The sequence below is a fragment of the Sphingomonas sp. SORGH_AS_0438 genome, from assembly GCF_031453475.1.
Classification (GTDB): Bacteria; Pseudomonadota; Alphaproteobacteria; order Sphingomonadales; family Sphingomonadaceae; genus Sphingomonas.
Map to the genome: position 1 here is coordinate 2,403,555 of NZ_JAVIZS010000001.1, position 18,042 is coordinate 2,421,596.

The 18,042-nt window shown below is 67.0% G+C and carries 11 protein-coding genes; 4 read left to right on the forward strand and 7 right to left on the reverse strand.

Features of this window, described 5'->3' with window-relative positions:
• Positions 1-110: 110 nt before the first annotated feature.
• Positions 111-896, forward strand: a complete 786-nt coding sequence (locus QE452_RS11325) for an SDR family oxidoreductase (protein ID WP_309657759.1) — start codon at positions 111-113, stop codon at positions 894-896.
• Between the two features lie 179 nt (positions 897-1,075).
• Here QE452_RS11325 and QE452_RS11330 read toward each other — a convergent pair whose 3' ends face one another.
• On the reverse strand, positions 1,076-1,741 hold the full coding sequence (locus tag QE452_RS11330; RefSeq protein WP_309657758.1) for a peptidylprolyl isomerase: 666 nt from the start codon (positions 1,739-1,741) through the stop codon (positions 1,076-1,078).
• Position 1,742: 1 nt separating this feature from the next.
• A complete protein-coding gene (locus QE452_RS11335) occupies positions 1,743-4,001 on the reverse strand; it encodes an NADP-dependent malic enzyme (protein ID WP_309657757.1) in 2,259 nt (752 codons plus the stop codon).
• A gap of 125 nt (positions 4,002-4,126) precedes the next feature.
• Between QE452_RS11335 and QE452_RS11340 the strand changes: the two genes are divergently transcribed.
• Both QE452_RS11340 and mutS read left to right on the forward strand, forming a co-directional pair.
• Positions 4,127-4,303 carry a hypothetical protein gene (locus QE452_RS11340; protein WP_309657756.1) on the forward strand — a complete coding sequence of 59 codons (177 nt, stop codon included), beginning with the start codon at positions 4,127-4,129 and terminating at the stop codon, positions 4,301-4,303.
• Positions 4,304-4,474: 171 nt separating this feature from the next.
• Complete coding sequence (mutS, locus tag QE452_RS11345) at positions 4,475-7,048, forward strand: DNA mismatch repair protein MutS (protein ID WP_309658119.1); 2,574 nt, start codon at positions 4,475-4,477, stop codon at positions 7,046-7,048.
• A gap of 89 nt (positions 7,049-7,137) precedes the next feature.
• Here the strand turns inward: mutS and QE452_RS11350 are convergent, their stop codons facing one another.
• Positions 7,138-7,812, reverse strand: coding sequence for a PEPxxWA-CTERM sorting domain-containing protein (locus QE452_RS11350; RefSeq protein ID WP_309657755.1), 675 nt, complete (start codon positions 7,810-7,812; stop codon positions 7,138-7,140).
• Positions 7,813-8,270: 458 nt separating this feature from the next.
• Here QE452_RS11350 and QE452_RS11355 point away from each other — a divergent pair, with 458 nt between their 5' ends.
• Positions 8,271-10,973, forward strand: coding sequence for a [protein-PII] uridylyltransferase (locus QE452_RS11355; RefSeq protein ID WP_309730055.1), 2,703 nt, complete (start codon positions 8,271-8,273; stop codon positions 10,971-10,973).
• A 21-nt stretch (positions 10,974-10,994) separates the two neighbouring features.
• Here QE452_RS11355 and QE452_RS11360 read toward each other — a convergent pair whose 3' ends face one another.
• The 4 genes from QE452_RS11360 to infC all read right to left on the reverse strand — a co-directional run bounded on the left by QE452_RS11360 (position 10,995) and on the right by infC (position 17,963).
• On the reverse strand, positions 10,995-11,171 hold the full coding sequence (locus tag QE452_RS11360) for a hypothetical protein (RefSeq protein ID WP_309657753.1): 177 nt from the start codon (positions 11,169-11,171) through the stop codon (positions 10,995-10,997).
• A 535-nt stretch (positions 11,172-11,706) separates the two neighbouring features.
• Complete coding sequence (locus QE452_RS11365) at positions 11,707-13,788, reverse strand: catalase (RefSeq protein ID WP_405052763.1); 2,082 nt, start codon at positions 13,786-13,788, stop codon at positions 11,707-11,709.
• 152 nt (positions 13,789-13,940) lie between these two features.
• Positions 13,941-16,805 carry a TonB-dependent receptor domain-containing protein gene (locus tag QE452_RS11370; RefSeq protein WP_309657752.1) on the reverse strand — a complete coding sequence of 955 codons (2,865 nt, stop codon included), beginning with the start codon at positions 16,803-16,805 and terminating at the stop codon, positions 13,941-13,943.
• A 624-nt stretch (positions 16,806-17,429) separates the two neighbouring features.
• Positions 17,430-17,963, reverse strand: coding sequence for a translation initiation factor IF-3 (infC, locus tag QE452_RS11375; protein WP_125992916.1), 534 nt, complete (start codon positions 17,961-17,963; stop codon positions 17,430-17,432).
• Positions 17,964-18,042: the final 79 nt, after the last annotated feature.

The following is an 18,042-nucleotide window of genomic DNA, read 5'->3' on the forward strand; positions in this document are numbered from 1 at the left end:
TGTTAACGCGCCGTTCAACGCCCTGTCGGGTCAGGACCCATGTCCTTCTTCACCGTCTTCCCAGCCGCCCGGCACGCTTCTACCCTGTCCGAAACGATAGGAGAGCGCCGATGGATTGCAGCAGCCTGTTCCGCCTCGATGGCCGCATCGCCCTGGTCACGGGGGGCAGCCGGGGCATTGGCCGGATGATCGCCGAGGGATTCCTGGCGCAGGGCGCGACAGTCTATATCGCCGCGCGCAAGGCGGCGGCCTGCGCGGCGACCGCCGAGGAACTGGGGCCGAACTGCATCCCCCTGCCCGTCGACGTCGCCACCGTGGAGGGGTGCCGCGCGCTGGCGGCGGCGCTGGCGGAGCGCGAAGCGCGGCTCGACATCCTGGTCAACAATGCCGGCGCCGCCTGGGGCGTGGCGTTCGAGGAGTTTCCCGAACAGGGGTGGGACAAGGTGATGGACCTGAACGTCAAATCGCCCTTCTTCCTCACCCAGGCGCTGCATCCGCTGTTGAAGGCGGCGGGCGGCGACCGGCCGGCCAAGGTCATCAACATCAGCTCGATCGACGGACAGCGGCTCAATCCCTGGGAGACGTACAGCTATCACGCGTCCAAGGCGGCGCTGATCTACCTGACCAAGCGGATGGCGGCGCGGCTGGTGCGCGACCGGATCAACGTCACCTCGATCGCGCCCGGCGCCTTCGCCAGCGAGATGAACCGCGCCGCGCGCGACCATGGCGATGCGGTGGCGCAGGCGATCCCGGCCGGGCGGATCGGCGAGCCGGAGGATATGGCGGCAGCGGCCATCTACCTGGCGTCGCGCGCCGGCGACTATGTGGTGGGGGAGACGATCACCGTCGATGGCGGACTGGTCCATGCGGCGCTGGGGGCCAGCATCGACGGTTGAGGGGTTCCTTGTTGCCCCGCTGTTACCCCTCCTGTTCCCCGGCGAAGGCCGGGGCCCAGTTGGGAAGGTTTTGGTAACGGAGCGCAGACCTCTCCAATCAGCGTCCCCCAACTGGGCCCCGGCCTTCGCCGGGGAACAAGGAAGTCATCAGGAAAGCCAGCCTAACCCTCGGCCCGTCTCTATCTCCGCCCCTGCATCAGCAGCCACACCTTGGGCTGCCCGGTCGGCTTGGGCTTGCCGTCGAGCCGGACGGCGCGGATCAGCGTCACCGGCTTCAGGATCATCTGCCCCTTGAACGCATCGAAGCCGCCGCCGGAGGGGAGCGCCAGGATGCGGCGCGCCACGTCCATCCCCGCCACCGCATGACCGAAGGCGGCATAGCCCGAAAAGTCCGGCCGCCAGTCCATCTGCGGCGCGGGGCCGATGGTGATGACGAAATTGCCGCCGGCTGAATCGGGATTCGCCGCTCGCGCCATCGAGACGGTCGCGTCGAGATGCCGGATGCCGGTCATCTTCGTCGTCTCCAGCGGAAAGGGCGGCAGGATGCGGCGCGCGTCCTGGCGGATGCCCGCCTGGATGAAGCCGGTCCGGGGATCGGCCTTGCTGCGCGCGGCGCGGTAGAAGCTGGTCCCGTCGAACCGCCCGTCATCGACATAGGCGAGGAAATTCTCGACCGTCTTGGGCGCACGGCGCGCATCGAGCGCGAGCAGGATCGGCCCCGCGCTCGTCTCCAGCCGCACCCGGACGATCCCCGGCCGGGGACCGGTCTGGTCCGCCGGCCGTGCCCCGCCGGCAGGGGTGGCGATCAGGCACGCGATCGCCACCAGGTACAGGGATTTCAACATCTCAGCGCGCAATGCCTCCCGCCGCCAGCACCGCCAGCGTCACCAGCTCCCCGGCGGTGGAGGCCATGGGCGCGATCTGCACCGGCTTTTCTAGGCCGATCAGCATCGGGCCGATCATCGTGTCGCCACCCAGCTCGCGCAGCAGCTTGGCGGAGATGTTCGCCGATTGCAGGCCCGGCATGATGAGGACGTTGGCCGGCGCGGACAGGCGCGCGAAGGGGTAATTGGCCAGCTGGCGCGGGTTGAGCGCCGCGTCCGGGGCCATTTCGCCCTCATATTCGAACCCGACCTGCCGCCCGTCGAGCACGCCCACCGCCGCGCGGATATTGTCGAGATAATGCCCCTCCGGATTGCCGAAGGTCGAGTAGCTGAGGAAGGCGACGCGCGGCTCATGGCCCATGCGGCGCGCGACCTGCGCGGTCTGCTCGGCGATGTCGGCCAGTTCCTCGGCGGTCGGCCGCTCGTTCACCGTGGTGTCGGCGATGAAGACGGTGTGGCTCTGCCCGACCAGGATGTGGATGCCGAACGGGGTACGGCCCGGCTCCGGATCGATCACCCGCTTCACCTCGCGCATCGTATGCGCCCAGGTGCGGGTGATGCCGGTGATCATCGCATCCGCCTCGCCCAGCTGGAGCATGACGGAGGCGAAGATGTTGCGGTCCTGGTTGATCATCCGCTCCACGTCGCGGTGCAGGAAACCGCGGCGTTGCAGGCGCTTGTACAGGAAGTCGACCATCTTAGGCACCAGCGGCGAATGCCGGCTGTTGTGCACCTCATATTCCTCGGGCCGGGTCACGCCCAGCGCGCGGAGGCGGTCGTGCACGTCGTCGCGACCGACCAGCACCGGCGTACCGTAACCGCCCTCCTTGAACGAGATGGCGGCGCGCAGCACCACCTCCTCCTCGCCCTCGGCGAACAGCACGCGCTTCGGATGCGCGCGCGCGCCCTCATAGGCGAGCGTCAGCAGCGAGGTGGTCGGGTTCAGCCGCTCGCGCAGCGCCTGGCGATAGCGGTCCATGTCGAGGATCGGGCGGTTGGCGACGCCCGAATCCATCGCCGCCTTGGCGACGGCGGAGGGCACCAGCTCCATCAGGCGCGGATCGAACGGCGCGGGGATGATATATTCCGGGCCGAAGCTGTGACGGACGCCATAGGCGATCGCGACCTCCTCGGGCACCCGCTCGCGCGCCAGTTCGGCGATGGCGTTGGCGGCGGCGATCTTCATCTCGTCGTTGATCGCGCTCGCCCGCACGTCGAGCGCGCCGCGGAAGATGAAGGGGAAGCACAGCACGTTGTTGACCTGGTTCGGATAATCCGACCGGCCGGTGGCGATGATCGCGTCGGGCCGCGCCGCCTTGGCCAGTTCGGGGCGGATCTCCGGCTCGGGATTGGCCATGGCGAAGATGATCGGCGACGGCGCCATGTCCTTCACCATCTCCGGCTTCAGCGCGCCCGCCGCCGACAGGCCGATGAACACGTCCGCGCCGACCAGCGCCTCGGTCAGCGTGCGCGCCTCGGTCCGGGCGGCGTGCGCCGACTGCCATTGGTTCACATCGTCGCGGCCCTGGTAGATCACGCCGGTCCGGTCGCACATCACGACATTGTCCGGGCGCACGCCCATCGCCTTCATCAGCTCGGTGCAGGCGATCGCCGCCGCGCCCGCGCCGTTCACCACCACCTTGATGTCCTCGATGCGGCGATTGGTCAGCAGGCAGGCGTTGATCAGGCCGGCGGTGCAGATGATCGCGGTGCCGTGCTGGTCGTCATGGAAGACGGGGATGTTCATCCGCTCGCGCAGCGTCTGCTCGATGATGAAGCATTCCGGGGCCTTGATGTCCTCCAGGTTGATGCCGCCGAAGGTCGGCTCCATCAGCTCGACCGCGTCGATGATCCGGTCGACATCCTCGGTCTTCAGCTCGATATCGATCGAGTCCACATCGGCGAAGCGCTTGAAGAGGACCGCCTTGCCCTCCATCACCGGCTTGGAGGCGAGCGCGCCCAGATTGCCCATGCCCAGGATCGCGGTGCCGTTGGAGATGACGGCGACCAGATTGCCCTTGGCGGTATAGTCATAGGCGGTGGCGGGATCGTCGGCGATCGCCTGCACCGGCACCGCCACGCCGGGCGAATAGGCCAGCGCCAGGTCGCGTTGCGTCGCCATCGGCTTGGTGGCGACGATCTCCAGCTTGCCGGGGCGTCCCTCGGAGTGGAACAGTAGCGCCTCGCGTTCCGAAAATTGTACGTTGACGACGTCGGACATGGCATCAGGCTCCCGGGTATTTTGCGATGGCTTTGGCGGTTTCGGGAGCAGCTTTCAACCCGTCGCGGGGGATCGGCCAAGGATAGTGGACGACACGGGGTCGCCACCATATCTCCCTCTCCATCATGATCGTCGTCGGTTGCCTCGCTCTTGCCGTCTTCCCCTTGATCGGCCTGACGATCGGCGGCCTGGCCGATGGTCGCGGCGGTGCGGAAATCGGGGCCGGCATCGGCTTCGCGCTCGCCCTCGCGCTATGCGGCATGGGTTCGGCCGCACTGTGGAAGGCGCGGCGCACGCGCTGAGCGGAACCCGGAGCCGTTGCCTCCGACCGGGCATGCGAACTGGTGATGGTGCTGTCCGCTTTCCTCCGCTACGCGGTCGGCGATGCCTGTCTCTTCACCCCCGGTGCCCGCCAGCCCTGACGGGTCCGCCACGTCGCGATTGATACGAGAATGACCGCCGCCCCCACGCCGATGATGGCGCAATATCTGACGCTCAAGGCGGAGGCGGGCGATTGCCTGCTCTTCTACCGCATGGGCGATTTCTTCGAGCTCTTCTTCGACGATGCGCGGATCGCCGCCGCCTGCCTCGATATCGCGCTGACCGCGCGCGGCGAGCATGACGGCGACAAGGTGCCGATGTGCGGCGTGCCCGTCCATGCCGCCACCGCCTATCTGCAACGCCTGATCAAGGCCGGCCACCGCGTCGCCATCGCCGAGCAGACCGAAAGCCCGGAGGCCGCCCGTAAGGCGCGCGGGTCCAAGGCGCTGGTCAACCGCGCCATCGTCCGCTTCGTCACCGCCGGCACGCTGACCGAGGAAGCGCTGCTCGACGCGCGCGCGGACAATTGGTGCGTCGCGATCGGCGAGGCGGCGGGCGGCGTCGCGCTGGCCGCCGCCGATGTCTCGACCGGCCGCTTCCTGGTCGTCGCCCTGGACGGCGGCAACGTCACCGCCGAACTGGCCCGCCTCGCCGCCGCCGAGGTGGTCGCGGCCGAGGACAGCGCCCATGCCGCACTCGCCGGCACCCTCCGCCCCAAGGCGGAGTTCGACAGCGGCGCGGCCGAAACGCGGCTGAAGCGCCTGTTCGGCGTGGCGACGCTCGATGGCTTCGGCCAGTTCGGCCGCGCCGAGCTGGCGGCGGCGGGCGGGCTGGTCGCCTATCTCGACCATACCGCCAAGGGGGCCCTGCCCTTCCTGCGCCCGCCGGTCGTCCACCGCGCCTCGGCGACCATGGCGATCGACGCCGCCACGCGCGAGAGCCTGGAGCTGACCTGCACCGCCGCCGGGCAGCGCAAGGGTTCGCTGCTCGACGCGGTCGACCGCACCGTGACGGGGGCCGGCGCGCGCGCGCTCGCGGCCGATCTCGGCGCGCCGCTGATGGACCGGGTGGCGATCGACGCGCGGCTCGACCTGGTCGGCTGGCTGCACGACGATGCCGGCCAGCGCGAGCGGCTGCGCGCCGCGCTACGCGCCATGCCCGATATCGGCCGCGCGCTCGGCCGGCTGGTGGCGGGGCGTGGTTCCCCGCGCGACCTGGGCCAGTTGCGCGACGGGCTGGACGGCGCATGGCTGCTCGGCGAGCGGATCCCGGCCGATGGCCCGGCGCTGCTGGCGGAAATCGCGCCGCGCCTGCGCGGACATGGTGCGCTGATCGACCTGCTCAAGCGCGCGCTGGTCCCCTCGCCCCCGATCGACGCGTCGGACGGCGGCTATATCGCGGCCGGCTATGACGTGGCGCTCGACGAGCTGCGCGACGCCGGAGCCGGCGGCCGCCGCGCCATCGCCGCGCTGGAGGCGGAGATGCGGACCCAGACCGGCGTCTCGGCGCTCAAGGTCCGCCACAACAATGTCCTCGGCTATCATGTCGAGGTGCCGGCCCGGGCGGCCGATGCGCTGATGAAGCCCGACAGCGGCTTCACCCATCGCCAGACGCTGGCGGGCGTCGTCCGCTTCAACACGCCCGCGCTGCACGAGGTCGCGGCCCGCGTCGCGCAGTCCGGCGCGCACGCCCTCGCCGCCGAGGCCGCGCATCTGGAGGAACTGACCGCCACCGCGCTGGCCCAGCGCGAGGCGATCGCCGCCACCGCCGACGCGCTCGCCCGGCTCGACGTCGCCGCCGCGCTGGCCGAACGCGCGGTGGAGGGCGGCTGGGCGCGGCCGCAACTGGTCGAGCATAGCTGTTTCGAAATCACCGGCGGCCGCCATCCGGTGGTCGAGGCGGCGGTGGCCAGGGCCGGCGAGCGGTTCGTCGCCAATGACTGCCACTTGTCCGAACAGTCGCGGCTATGGCTGGTGACGGGCCCCAACATGGGCGGCAAGTCGACCTTCCTGCGCCAGAACGCGCTGATCGCGGTGCTGGCCCAGGCGGGCAGCTATGTCCCCGCGACCGCCGCGACGCTGGGGCTGGTCGACCGGTTGTTCAGCCGCGTCGGCGCATCGGACAATCTGGCGCGCGGTCGCTCCACCTTCATGGTCGAGATGGTCGAGACCGCCGCGATCCTGGCCCAGGCGACCCCGCGCAGCTTCGTGATCCTGGACGAGGTGGGGCGCGGCACCTCCACCTATGACGGGCTCGCCATCGCCTGGGCGGTGGTGGAGGCGATCCATGAGGACAATCGCTGCCGCTGCCTGTTCGCCACCCATTATCACGAGCTGACCCGGCTGGCGGAACGGTGCGCGGCGCTGTCACTCCACCATGTCCGCGCGCGCGAGTGGAAGGGCGAGCTGGTGCTGCTCCACGAACTCGCCGACGGGCCGGCGGACCGCAGCTACGGCCTGGCGGTCGCACGGCTGGCGGGGATGCCGCCCGCGACCGTCGCCCGCGCCAAGGCGGTGCTCGCCAAGCTGGAGGCGGGCCGCGCCAAGACCGGCGGCCTGGCGGCGGGCCTCGACGACCTGCCCTTGTTCGCCGCCGCGCAAGTCGCGGAGGAAGCGCAATGCGATGCGATCCGCGCCGAAGTGGAGGCGCTCGACATCGACGCGCTCACCCCGCGCGAGGCGCTGGATACGCTCTATCGGCTGAAGGCGCTGGCGCGGGAGGGGTGACGACTGTCGCGTCACACCGAGGTTCTGCTTGCCGCAGACGGGAATGGGCGCTGAGTGTGGTCCAGCGCGCATTCCCGCCTTCGATGACGTCAGGCAAGCGCCGTGGCGAGGCTGTTACGCCGCCGACGGACCATGGCGGCCACAGCGCCCAGACCCAACGTCATCATCGCCCAGGTTGAAGGTTCGGGCACCGTTGGCGGCAGGCCGCCGATGTCGATCGCGGAATAACGGATCGTACCGCCAGCGTAGAGTGCCTCACCAAAGCCGTCACCCCAGAACTCGGCCGTGGTGAATGTGCTGGAATCATCCAGCGCGCCGACGAACATCGAATATGCGCCGTTCGTCCGCGGTACATCCTCGTCGGAAAGGGCGGTACCGACCAGGATCGCGGGACCGCCGTCGAACGCGATATAGAGCGACGACGGATAACAGCATGTTCCCCAATCGCCGACATTAAGCCCAAAGGCGTTGATCGGCGCGGCAAAGGTGAATTTGATGCCGCTGGGGCGGGAATCACCATTGGGTCCACGAACCGTCCCGTCCGGCGCGATATCCGTCAACTGTCCGGTTATTTCGGGGTAGGTATTCAATGCCGGCTTACTGATGGTGAAATCGGTGTAGCTGGTCGTCACACCAAGGATTTGCGTCTCCAGCACACCACCGGCAGCGGCAACGGTCGCGTCAAATGCGCTCTGCCCGTTCGGCACATTGTTATAGACGACGGAGGTGGTAGCCTGAACGGTAGCAGGCGCCAGCATCAACATGCCGGCTGCGATTGATTTCATACATCCACTAATCATGGCCAATCCCTTTCCCGCAAGGATAGTAGCGCACCTTCTCATGAAGGAAGATGAGCCGATTGCCGCACCACGATGCCAATACTACGCCATCTCACACGACGCGCGCCAATCTCGACCTACCAACGCATTCCTGGATTTACCATATTCAAACATTGGTACATTAACGCCATTATTTGAATTATAGTATACAACCCATGCCGCTCAAAAGGCATTTACAGCCATGTATATCTATAGACCCCCTCCGAATGGAGGGCCTTTACTAAGGATCACATATCCGATTCCTGTCGACGAAGAGGGTCGTGCTTGGTCGAGATTCCACGGTACACGATGCGTAGTGACAGCATACCCCGTCGGCCCGCCCGGTTCACCGCCACATGCCAAACCCGCTGGCGCCTCGCCCTCAAGCCCGCCATGAAGCGGGCATGAGCCAGTTCGACCATCTTGCCAACCGCCGCGCGATCATCGACCGTCGGGCGATCGCCGAGCGGATCGCGGCGATGCCCGATGCCATTCCCGCCACCATCGTGCCGCTGCTCAAGGATGCGCTGGCGGCGGGGCGGGCGGAAATCGCGCGGCGGCTGGCCGAACGCCCCAGTCGCGGGCTGGAGGCGGCGGCCGGACAGGCCTATCTGACCGACCAGATCCTGCGCCTGCTGTTCGAAAGCGCCGTGCGCCTCTATCCGGCGGCCGAGCCGATCGCGCTGGTCGCGGTCGGCGGCTATGGCCGGGGCGAGATGGCGGCGCATTCGGACGTCGATATCGGCTTCCTGACCCTCGCCACCGCCAGCCGCGAGGCGGAACATGTGTTCGAGGCGATCCTCTATGCGCTGTGGGACCTGGGGCTGAAGGTCGGCCACAGCTCGCGTTCGATCGACGAGATGCTTCGCCAGGCCAAGGGCGACATCACCGTCCGCACCGCCTTACTCGAACGTCGCCTGGTCGCGGGCGACGAGGGCGTCCATGCGGAGGCGACGCGCCGCTTCAAGGCGGAAGTGCAGCATGGCACCGAGCGTCAGTTCATCGCCGACAAGCTCGCCGAGCGCGACACGCGCCACCGCCGGATGGGCGATACCCGCTATGTCGTCGAGCCCAACGTCAAGGAGGGCAAGGGGGGCCTGCGCGACCTGCACGCGCTCTTCTGGATCGGGAAATATGTCTATGACGTGCAGCGCGCGCGCCAGCTGGTCGGGGTCGGGCTGTTCACCCCGGCCGAATATCGCATGTTCCACCGCGCCGACGAGTTCCTATGGGCGGTGCGCTGTCACCTGCACATCATCACCCGCCGCGCCGAGGACCGGCTGACCTTCGACGTGCAGCGCGAGGTGGCGCAGCGGATGCGCTTCCGCGACGGCGCGGGCAAGTCGGCGGTCGAGCGGTTCATGCAATATTACTTCCTCCAGGCGCGCGCCGTCGGCACGCTGACCGGCGTGTTCCTGGCGCATCTGGACGAGCGGTTCGCGGCGCGCGGCAGCCGCTTCGGCCTGCCGACGCTGCGACGAAAACCCCGGAGGCTCAACGGCTTCGCGCTCGATCGCGGTCGGCTGGCGCTGCCCGATGACGGCTTCTTCCGCGCCGATCCGGTGCGGCTGATCGAGATCTTCCAGCTGGCCGACCTGCACGGGCTGGAGGTCCATCCGCTGGCGATGCGCGCCGCCGCGCGCGATGCCAAGCTGATCGACGACTATCGCCGCGATCCCCGCGCCAATGCGCTGTTCCTCGACGTGCTGACCAGCCCGCGCGATCCCGAACTGGTGCTGCGCTGGATGAACGAGGCGGGCGTGATGGGCCGCTTCATTCCCGATTTCGCGCGCGTGGTCGCGCAGATGCAGTTCGACATGTACCATCACTATACGGTCGACGAGCACACGATCCGCGCGATCGGCCTGCTTGCCCGGATCGAAGCGGGGCTGGAGCGCGAGGCGCATCCGATCGCCACCGGCATCGTCCAGCAGATCGTGTCGCGCCGGGCGTTGCGCGTCGCGGTGCTGTGCCACGACATCGCCAAGGGGCGCGGCGGCGACCATTCGATCCTGGGCGCGGCGGTGGCGCAGCATCTGGGGCCCCGGCTGGGCCTGACCCCGGCGGAGACGGAGACGGTCGCCTGGCTGGTCCGCTATCACCTGCTGATGTCGGCCACCGCGTTCAAGCGCGACCTGGCCGATTTCAAGACCATCCTGGATTTCGCCACCACCGTCGCCAGCCCGGAACGGCTGCGGATGCTGCTGGTGCTGACCGTGGTCGATATCCGCGCGGTGGGGCCGGGCACCTGGAACGGATGGAAGCGCCAGTTGCTCGGCGACCTGTTCGAGGCGGCGGAGGAGGTGCTGCGCCTGGGCCACAAGCAGCGCGGCCGTGACGAGCGGATCACCGATCGCCAGCAACGGCTGCGCGAGACGATGGGCTGGGACGCGGACCGGCTGGCGGCGGCCGTCCACCGCTTCCCCGCCGCCTATTGGATCGCCGAGCCGGACGATGTGCTGGCCCATAACGCCCGGCTGATCGAGACAGCCGGCGACGCGCCGCTGACGATCGACGCGCAGGTCTATGCGGAACGCGGCGCGACCCTGGTCAGCATCTATGCCGCCGACCATCCCGGCCTCTTCTATCGCATCGCCGGCGCGATCAGCCTGGCGGGCGGCAACATCATCGATGCGCGCATCCACACCACGCGCGACGGCATGGCGATCGACAATTTCCTGGTCCAGGACCCGTTCGGCCGCCCCTTCGACGATCCGGCGCGCCTCACCCGGTTGAAAGCGGGGATCGACGATGCCCTGGCCAATCGCGGCAAGCTGATCGACCGGCTGGTCGCCAAGCCCGCCGTGCGCCCCCGCGCCGATGCCTTTCCGATCGAGCCCAATGTCCTGATCAACAACGACGCGTCGAACCGCTTTACCGTCATCGAGGTCAATGCCCGCGACCGGCCGGCGCTGCTCAACCAGCTCGCCCATGCGCTGTTCCAGTCGAAGGTAACGATCCACTCCGCGCATGTCGCCACCTATGGCGAGCGGGCGGTCGACACCTTCTACGTCACCGACCTGACCGGCGACCGGCTGACCGCCAGCAGCCGGCTGCGGACGCTGGAGAAGCGCCTGCTGGAATCGGCGGACGGCACGACCGCCTGAGAATGGCCGCGTCGATCGCGTTCAGGGACTGGTGAGGATGCAATAGAGAAGCAGGGGGATGCCGAGCAGCAGCACCATCAGCAACAGGGGAATGTCCACCAGTCGCTCCAGCATCCTGGTGAAGCGTGCATCGCCGGTCGGATGGTCAGTGCGATAGAGGGTCGGGCGATCGCCCGTGTCGATCTTGGTCCGGTCCATGGCGGTTGGTCCGCTTATTCGAGGTGGCGGGCGCGGATGACGCCGCCCGCAAGAGGATCGAATAAGGCCCGGGTCCGCCCCGACACCTGTGCGCCGGAACGGCCCGGGCTAGACTCGTGCGGCCAGTTGACCGCTATGGTTGCGAAACCGCTGGTATGGCACCGGCGTGATCATGATGAATGGATGAGCTTAGTTGGCTTGCGAGTCAAGCAACGCCATGGCCGAGGCGCGTCGCAAAATGCAAACTTCCTTATTCCAGAGGTAAGTTATTTGCATTCTTGAAATGGACTGTTGCACCGCACTGCAACACTCCCGCCGAATAGATCAGACAATAGATGTCAGAGCGGGATGACATCCGCTCGCCCCACGCTGTCATCTCCGCAAAGGCCGGGATGGCGTTGGGCGATCTTTGCCAATCATTCGAATCGCTTCGTGACCGAACCTTGGCTTCCACCACGGTCCGGTCACGGGAGCGAAACATCGAGGGCCCCGCCCCCGCCCGGATGCCTGCATCCAGACGAAGGGCGATATCGCCTCAGGCCAGGGTGCGCACCTTGGGCTCGCGGTCCCAATAGCGCCGCTTCGCCGCCTCGACGAAGCCGTCCAAGGCGACCACGCCCTCGTCCGGCTCGACGCCCGCCTTGTCGAGCAGCGGCTGCGCGGCCGCATTGTGGCCGATCGCCTTCAAGTGACCAAAGGCATCCATCACCCATTGCACCGCCGCGCCTTCCTTGGTCAGCTTGGCGGTCGCCTCGGCGGAGAGGATCACCGCACAGGCATCGACCGTGACCGAAGGCTGGCCGAACAATTGCGCGTCCGCCTTGACGGTCGTGCCGTCCGACAGCGGCACCTGCCCGACCTTGGGCGCGATCAGCAGCGGGTGGCCGCCCGCCGCCTTCACGCCCTTGCGCACCATCGCCAGTTCGCCGGCATCGCTGCCATCCGCGAACAGGATGCCGACCGTCCGGCCTTCCAGCGTGTGCTTCTCCAGCGGCCCGCGAATGATGCGGAGCGCGGGCGACGGGTCCATGTCGATCACCGGGGCTGCGGCCGGGGCCGCCTCCGGCAGGTCCATCGCCAGCCCCTCGGCGACGCGGGTCGCCAGTTGCTCGTCCACGTTGCGCAGGTTCGCCATCACCTGCCGACGGATATGCTCCAGCGACACCTTGCTCAGCTCGAACACGAAGGCGGAGGCGATATGCGCCTGTTCCGCCGGGTCCATCGACCGCCAGAACAGCCGCGCCTGGCTATAGTGATCGGCGAAGCTTTCGGGGCGGATGCGCAGCTTCGGTCCCTGTTCCTCCGCCGGATAGGTGACGAAGCCGGCCTTGGGGTCCTCGCGCGGACCGCCCTCTTCGCCCGCCAGATGCAGCGAGTTGGGTTCGTAATTGGCGCGGCCCTTGGGCACCTGCATCTGCATATGGCCGTCGCGCTGGAAATTGTGGAACGGGCAGCCGCCTTCGCGGCCCTTGGCCTGGTTGATCGGCAGCTGATGCCAGTTGGTCGAGCCGAGCCGCTTGATCTGCGTGTCCTGATAGGAGAACAGCCGGCCCTGGAGCAGCGGGTCGTTCGAGTGATCGATGCCCGGCACCATATGGCTGGGGCAGAAGGCGACCTGCTCCGTCTCGGCGAAGTAATTGTCCGGGTAACGGTCCAGCACCATCTTGCCGACGATGCGGACGGGCAGCACCTCTTCCGGGATGATCTTGGTCGCGTCGAGCACGTCATAGGGCTGGCTGGCGGCGAATTCCTCGTCGAACAGCTGCACGCCCAGTTCCCACTCGGGATAGTCGCCGCGCGCGATGCGCTCGAACAGGTCGCGCCGCTGGTAATCGGGGTCCGCGCCGGCGGTCTTCACCGTCTCGTCCCAGATCGACGAGGCCAGCCCCGCCTTGGGCTTCCAGTGGAACTTGACGAAGGTGCTCTTCCCCTCGGCATTGACGAAGCGGAAGGTGTGGATGCCGAACCCCTCCATCGTCGCGAAGCTCTTGGGCAGCGTACGGTCCGACATCGCCCACATGATCATGTGGGTCGATTCCGGCATCAGCGAGATGAAGTCCCAGAAGGTGTCGTGCGCCGTCGCGGCCTGGGGATAGCCACGATCCGCCTCCATCTTGGCGGCATGGATCAGGTCGGGGAACTTGATCGCATCCTGGATGAAGAAGACCGGGATGTTGTTGCCGACCAGGTCCCAATTGCCCTCGCGCGTGTAGAACTTCACCGCGAAGCCGCGCACGTCGCGCGGCGTGTCGACCGATCCCGCGCCGCCCGCGACGGTCGAGAAGCGGGTGAACACCTCGGTGCGCTGGCCCTTCTTCTGGAACAGGTCGGCGCGCGTGATGTCGGACAGGCTGTCGGTGCACTCGAAATAGCCGTGCGCGGCCGTGCCGCGCGCATGGACGATCCGCTCCGGGATACGCTCATGGTCGAAGTGGTTCATCTTCTCGCGATAGACTTCGTCCTCCAGCAGAACGGGGCCGCGTGCGCCCGCCTTGAGCTGGTTCTGATTGTCCGCGATCGGCATCCCGTGATTGGTGGTGAGAACCGGGTGGTCGGCATCGGCCACCTGATGGGTCTCGCCGCCATTGCCGGGGTTACGGTTGGCCATGTCGTGCATCACGTTCGTCCTGTCTGAATTCAGGACGCAAACGCGTGCCGACAGGCCCAAGTTGCGGATATTGGATCGGTTCGGCGGATAAATCGGCCTGACCAGGCGAAAGGGCCGGCCCGCCTTGGCGAACCGGCCCCTGCCCCTCCCCCGATGGCGCGTCAGAAGCGCGAGCGGAGCGTCACGCCATAGGTGCGCGGCTCGGCCAGGAACGCCGAGTAGAGCGCGTTGGAGGTCGAGCCGAAACGGATCGTGTTCGCGACCGATCCGGCCCCCTGGTACGGCGTGTTGAACGCGACCTGGATGTAGTTCTTGTTGAAGATGTTCTGGCCCCAGAACTCCAGCGCCCACAGGTCCTTGTCGCCCCGGATGCCGATACGGGCATTGACCAGGGTGAAGCCGTCCTGCCGCTTCTCCGGCGCGAGGTCCGATCCAGTGTTATAGTCGGAGGTGGTGCGCTGATCGATGTAGAACAGCGCCGACATGCCGTTCGAGCCGATGTCCGGCGTCCAGGCCAGCGAGCTGGTGACGACATGGCGCGGCGCGTTCGACATCTGGCTGCCGGGCAGCAGGAACAGCGCCGGGTCGAGGCCCTCGCCCTCCGAACTGCCGACCAGGTTGCGGCGGAAATGCGTGTCGGCATAGGTATAGCCGGCCGAGACGTTGAAGTTGCGCGCCGGGGTGATGGTCGACTCGATCTCGACGCCCTGCGAGATCACGCCCGGCCGGTCGGCATTGCCGACACAGGTGCCGTTGGCCGCGACATTGTCGGTATCCGCGCCGTTCAGGTTGGTCTTGCAGGCCTGGATGTTCTGCACCACGAACACCGAGCCGTTGAAGGTATTGAGCTGGAAGTCCTTGAATTCCTGGCGGAAGGCGGCGACGTTCAGGCTGAACTGGCCCCGGATGTTGTACTTGGCGCCGATTTCATAGGCGTTCACCTTCTCCGCGTCGAAGCGCAACCCAGCGGCATCGGCGTTGGAGCGCGGGCCGAACACGCCGTTCAGGCCGCCCAGGTCCGACCGGTCGAGATTATAGCCGCCCGCTTTATAACCCTTGGCATAGGAGGCATAGGTCATCAGCCGCGGCGTCGGCTTCCACGAGATGACGCCCGTGCCGGTGAACTCGCTGTCCTTGAACCCGTCGTTGAGGTTCAGCGTGTTGAGCTGCGCGCTGTTGTTGCCGGTGCAGCTCAGCGTGACGATGCCGGCGATGTACTGGCGCGCGGCGGCGGGCACGGCGGCATTGGCGATCAGCGGCGACAGCGAGGCCTGCTGGACCGGGCAGAGCGTGTTGTTGTTGTTGAAATTGGCGCGGAAATCCTTCTGCTCATGCGTGTAGCGCAGGCCCAGCGTCACCGACAGCGTATCGGTGATGTTGAAGATATTGTGGGTGAAGAAGGCGTAGTTCTCGCTGTCCTGGCGATAGGTCGAGCCATTGTCGCCGACATTGCGGATCTGCGACAGGCGATCGAGCCCGCCCAGCACCGCCCCGCCCAGCGTCGCGCCGAACGCGCCGGTGATCGTCGCCCGGCCCACCGCCGACAGACAGCCCGGATTGGCCTGGTTCTGGAGCGCGGTCGCCGGGTTGAGCGTCGCGACCAGGCGACAGGCGGCGAAGGTGCCATATTGCGAGCCGAACTGGATGTTATCGACCAGCTTCAGCTTCTCCTTCGAATAGAAGCCGCCGACCAGCCAGTCGAGCTTGCCGCCGAACAGCGAACCGTTCAGCCGCACTTCCTGGGTGAAAGTGTGGAACTGGCGATAGGCATTGCCGTCACCCGCGCGGCTGGTCAGGTCGACATTGGTATAGTCGACATCGCCGGCATTGCCGGCCTTATATTCGCGATACGCGGTGATCGAGGTCAGCGTCGCGCCACCCAAATCCCAGTCGAGCTGGCCCGACCCGCCATAATCCTTGGTCACGTTGCGGAACGTCTTGCCGGGGCTGATCGCCACCACCCGGTCGAACGGGTTGGCGCGCACGCTGGTGGTCGGCCGCACCGCGCCGAGGCGGTTGAGGATCTCCAGGATGCGGTTCTGCGCATTATAGGCGAAGGCGCCGTCGGCGTTGACGGTCGCGCCGTTGGCACCGGTGGTATTGGTGCCGGGCGTCGGGTCGACCGCCTCGTTCTTGCCGTAATAGGTCGCGCCGCAGCAGCTTTCGCGCCGCCACGTATAGTCGCCGATCAGGCGCAGGCTGATCGAGTCGGTCGGCTTGAACAGCAACTGCCCGCGCACGAAATAGCGGTTGCGGTCGTTGACGCGCGCTTCGTTGCCGTTCTGCGTCAGGTTGCGGTAGAAGCCGTCGCGCTTGTTGTAGATGCCGTCGACGCGGAAGGCGAGCACGTCGCGGATCAGCGGCCCCGTGATGCCGCCCTGGAAGCGGACATTGTCGTAATTGCCATAGGTCGCCTCGGCGATGCCGCCGAATTCGAACTCGGGCGCCTTGGTGACGATGTTGATCAGACCGGCCGAGGCGTTGCGGCCGAACAGCGTGCCCTGCGGCCCGCGCAGCACCTCGACCCGCTCGATCTCGCCCAGTTCGTTGAGGCCGACGCCGGTGCGGCTGCGATAGACGCCGTCGATGAAGGTCGCGACCGAGCTTTCCAGGCCGGGATTGTCGCCGACCGTGCCGATGCCGCGGATCCGCGCCGAGGCGTTGGCTTCCGAGCCCGTCGAGGAGACCAACAGCGAGGGGGCGAGCTGGTTGAGCTGGCGGATGTCGTTGCCGCCGGTGTTCTGCAGGCTTTCCTGCGTCACCGCGCTGACCGCGATCGGCACGTCGCTCAGCGGACTGGCGCGGCGGGTGGCGGTGACGATGATGTCGCCGGCGCTGGCCCCGCTCAACTCGCTGTCGGCGGCGGGGCCGCTATTGGGTGATTGCGACTGGACCGCCGCATTGGCGGTCGCCTGGCTCGGCACCTGCTTTTCGCTGGCGGTCAGCGGAGTGGCCTCTTGCGCCAGGGCCGGAGCGGCGATGGCGACGGTGGCCACGGCAGACAGCAGATACGCAGCCAGACGCATTGGCATCTCTCCCTATGATGACATTCGATTTATTTTGAATGTCTGGTTTGACGCCATCCTATGGACTGCCTTGGGGAAAGCAAGAGTTTCGAAGAACGAATATGGTTTGTCGCCGAGTGTTGCGCGGACGCGACAGGCGGCCGATCCTGCCGTTTCGCGGGCGCTGTCGGGGTCGGACGGGGAGCAGAGACGCGACAGGCTGCCCGGATCGGGGATGGAGGCTGACCGATTCCGCCCCGCCGCCGATCAGCGCCAAGCCGAGACCCGCCTCGACCGAGGCTTCGCACCCCACAAAGGTCAGGCCTTCACGAAACGGCCGCAGATCGCCACCTCGGGCCCATGGTCCTGGGATGGCAGAAATCGCGAGAAAGATGATGGCGGGGCGCGGCTCAGCATCGCTTCGATGTACGCGCGATGGTCAGGCGGGGCGACGCCAGCACGCCCCTATGCTCCCGCATCCGCAGGAGAAGGGTCGAGCATATGGATGGAGAAGGGAGTTCGGCAACGCGATGGCGGCGGTGACGCTTCGACGCCTACCCGCCCGATAGCCTACCAACAGCCGAATAAGCGCGACTCACCTGCCGAGTCGCGGCGGGTGCGCCGATCCGCACCCGCCATCGTCCTTCACTTGGGCGCGAGCACCATCAGCATCTGACGGCCTTCCATGCGCGGATAGGCCTCGACCTTGGCGACCTCGGCCACCTGCTCAGCGACGCGCTGCAGCACGTTCATGCCCAGCTGGCCATGGCTCAGCTCGCGACCACGGAAGCGCATGGTCACCTTGACCTTGTCGCCCTCCTCGATGAACTCGACGACCTTCTTCATCTTGGTGTCATAGTCATGGTCGTCGATGTTCGGACGCATCTTGATCTCCTTGATCTCCTGCGTCTTCTGCGACTTGCGAGCGAGGTTCGCCTTCTTCTGCGCCTCGTACTTATACTTGCCGACATCGAGGAACTTGGCGACCGGCGGATCGGCGTTGGGCGAAACCTCGACCAGATCGAGCCCGATCTCCTGTGCCTGGGCCATGGCTTCGCGCGTGTACATCACGCCAAGATTCTCGCCCTCATGGTCGATCACACGGACCTTGGGGCTTTGGATCCACTCGTTGAAACGGGGACCATTCATTGGCGGCGCCTGGTTCGGCCGGCGCATCATGGGAGGACGTATGGGTAAAGCTCCTGTAACGGTTGCCCTGTTAATATAAGACACACCGGCTGCAATGGAAAGACGGGGG

Coding starts and splice junctions, on each gene's coding strand:
- QE452_RS11325 (WP_309657759.1), top strand. CDS start 111: ATGGATTGCAGCAGCCTGTTCCGCCTCGATGGCCGCATCGCCCTGGTC.
- QE452_RS11330 (WP_309657758.1), bottom strand. CDS start 1,741: ATGTTGAAATCCCTGTACCTGGTGGCGATCGCGTGCCTGATCGCCACC.
- QE452_RS11335 (WP_309657757.1), bottom strand. CDS start 4,001: ATGTCCGACGTCGTCAACGTACAATTTTCGGAACGCGAGGCGCTACTG.
- QE452_RS11340 (WP_309657756.1), top strand. CDS start 4,127: ATGATCGTCGTCGGTTGCCTCGCTCTTGCCGTCTTCCCCTTGATCGGC.
- mutS (WP_309658119.1), top strand. CDS start 4,475: ATGATGGCGCAATATCTGACGCTCAAGGCGGAGGCGGGCGATTGCCTG.
- QE452_RS11350 (WP_309657755.1), bottom strand. CDS start 7,812: ATGTTGATGCTGGCGCCTGCTACCGTTCAGGCTACCACCTCCGTCGTC.
- QE452_RS11355 (WP_309730055.1), top strand. CDS start 8,271: ATGAGCCAGTTCGACCATCTTGCCAACCGCCGCGCGATCATCGACCGT.
- QE452_RS11360 (WP_309657753.1), bottom strand. CDS start 11,171: ATGGACCGGACCAAGATCGACACGGGCGATCGCCCGACCCTCTATCGC.
- QE452_RS11365 (WP_405052763.1), bottom strand. CDS start 13,788: ATGCACGACATGGCCAACCGTAACCCCGGCAATGGCGGCGAGACCCAT.
- QE452_RS11370 (WP_309657752.1), bottom strand. CDS start 16,805: ATGCGTCTGGCTGCGTATCTGCTGTCTGCCGTGGCCACCGTCGCCATC.
- infC (WP_125992916.1), bottom strand. CDS start 17,963: ATGATGCGCCGGCCGAACCAGGCGCCGCCAATGAATGGTCCCCGTTTC.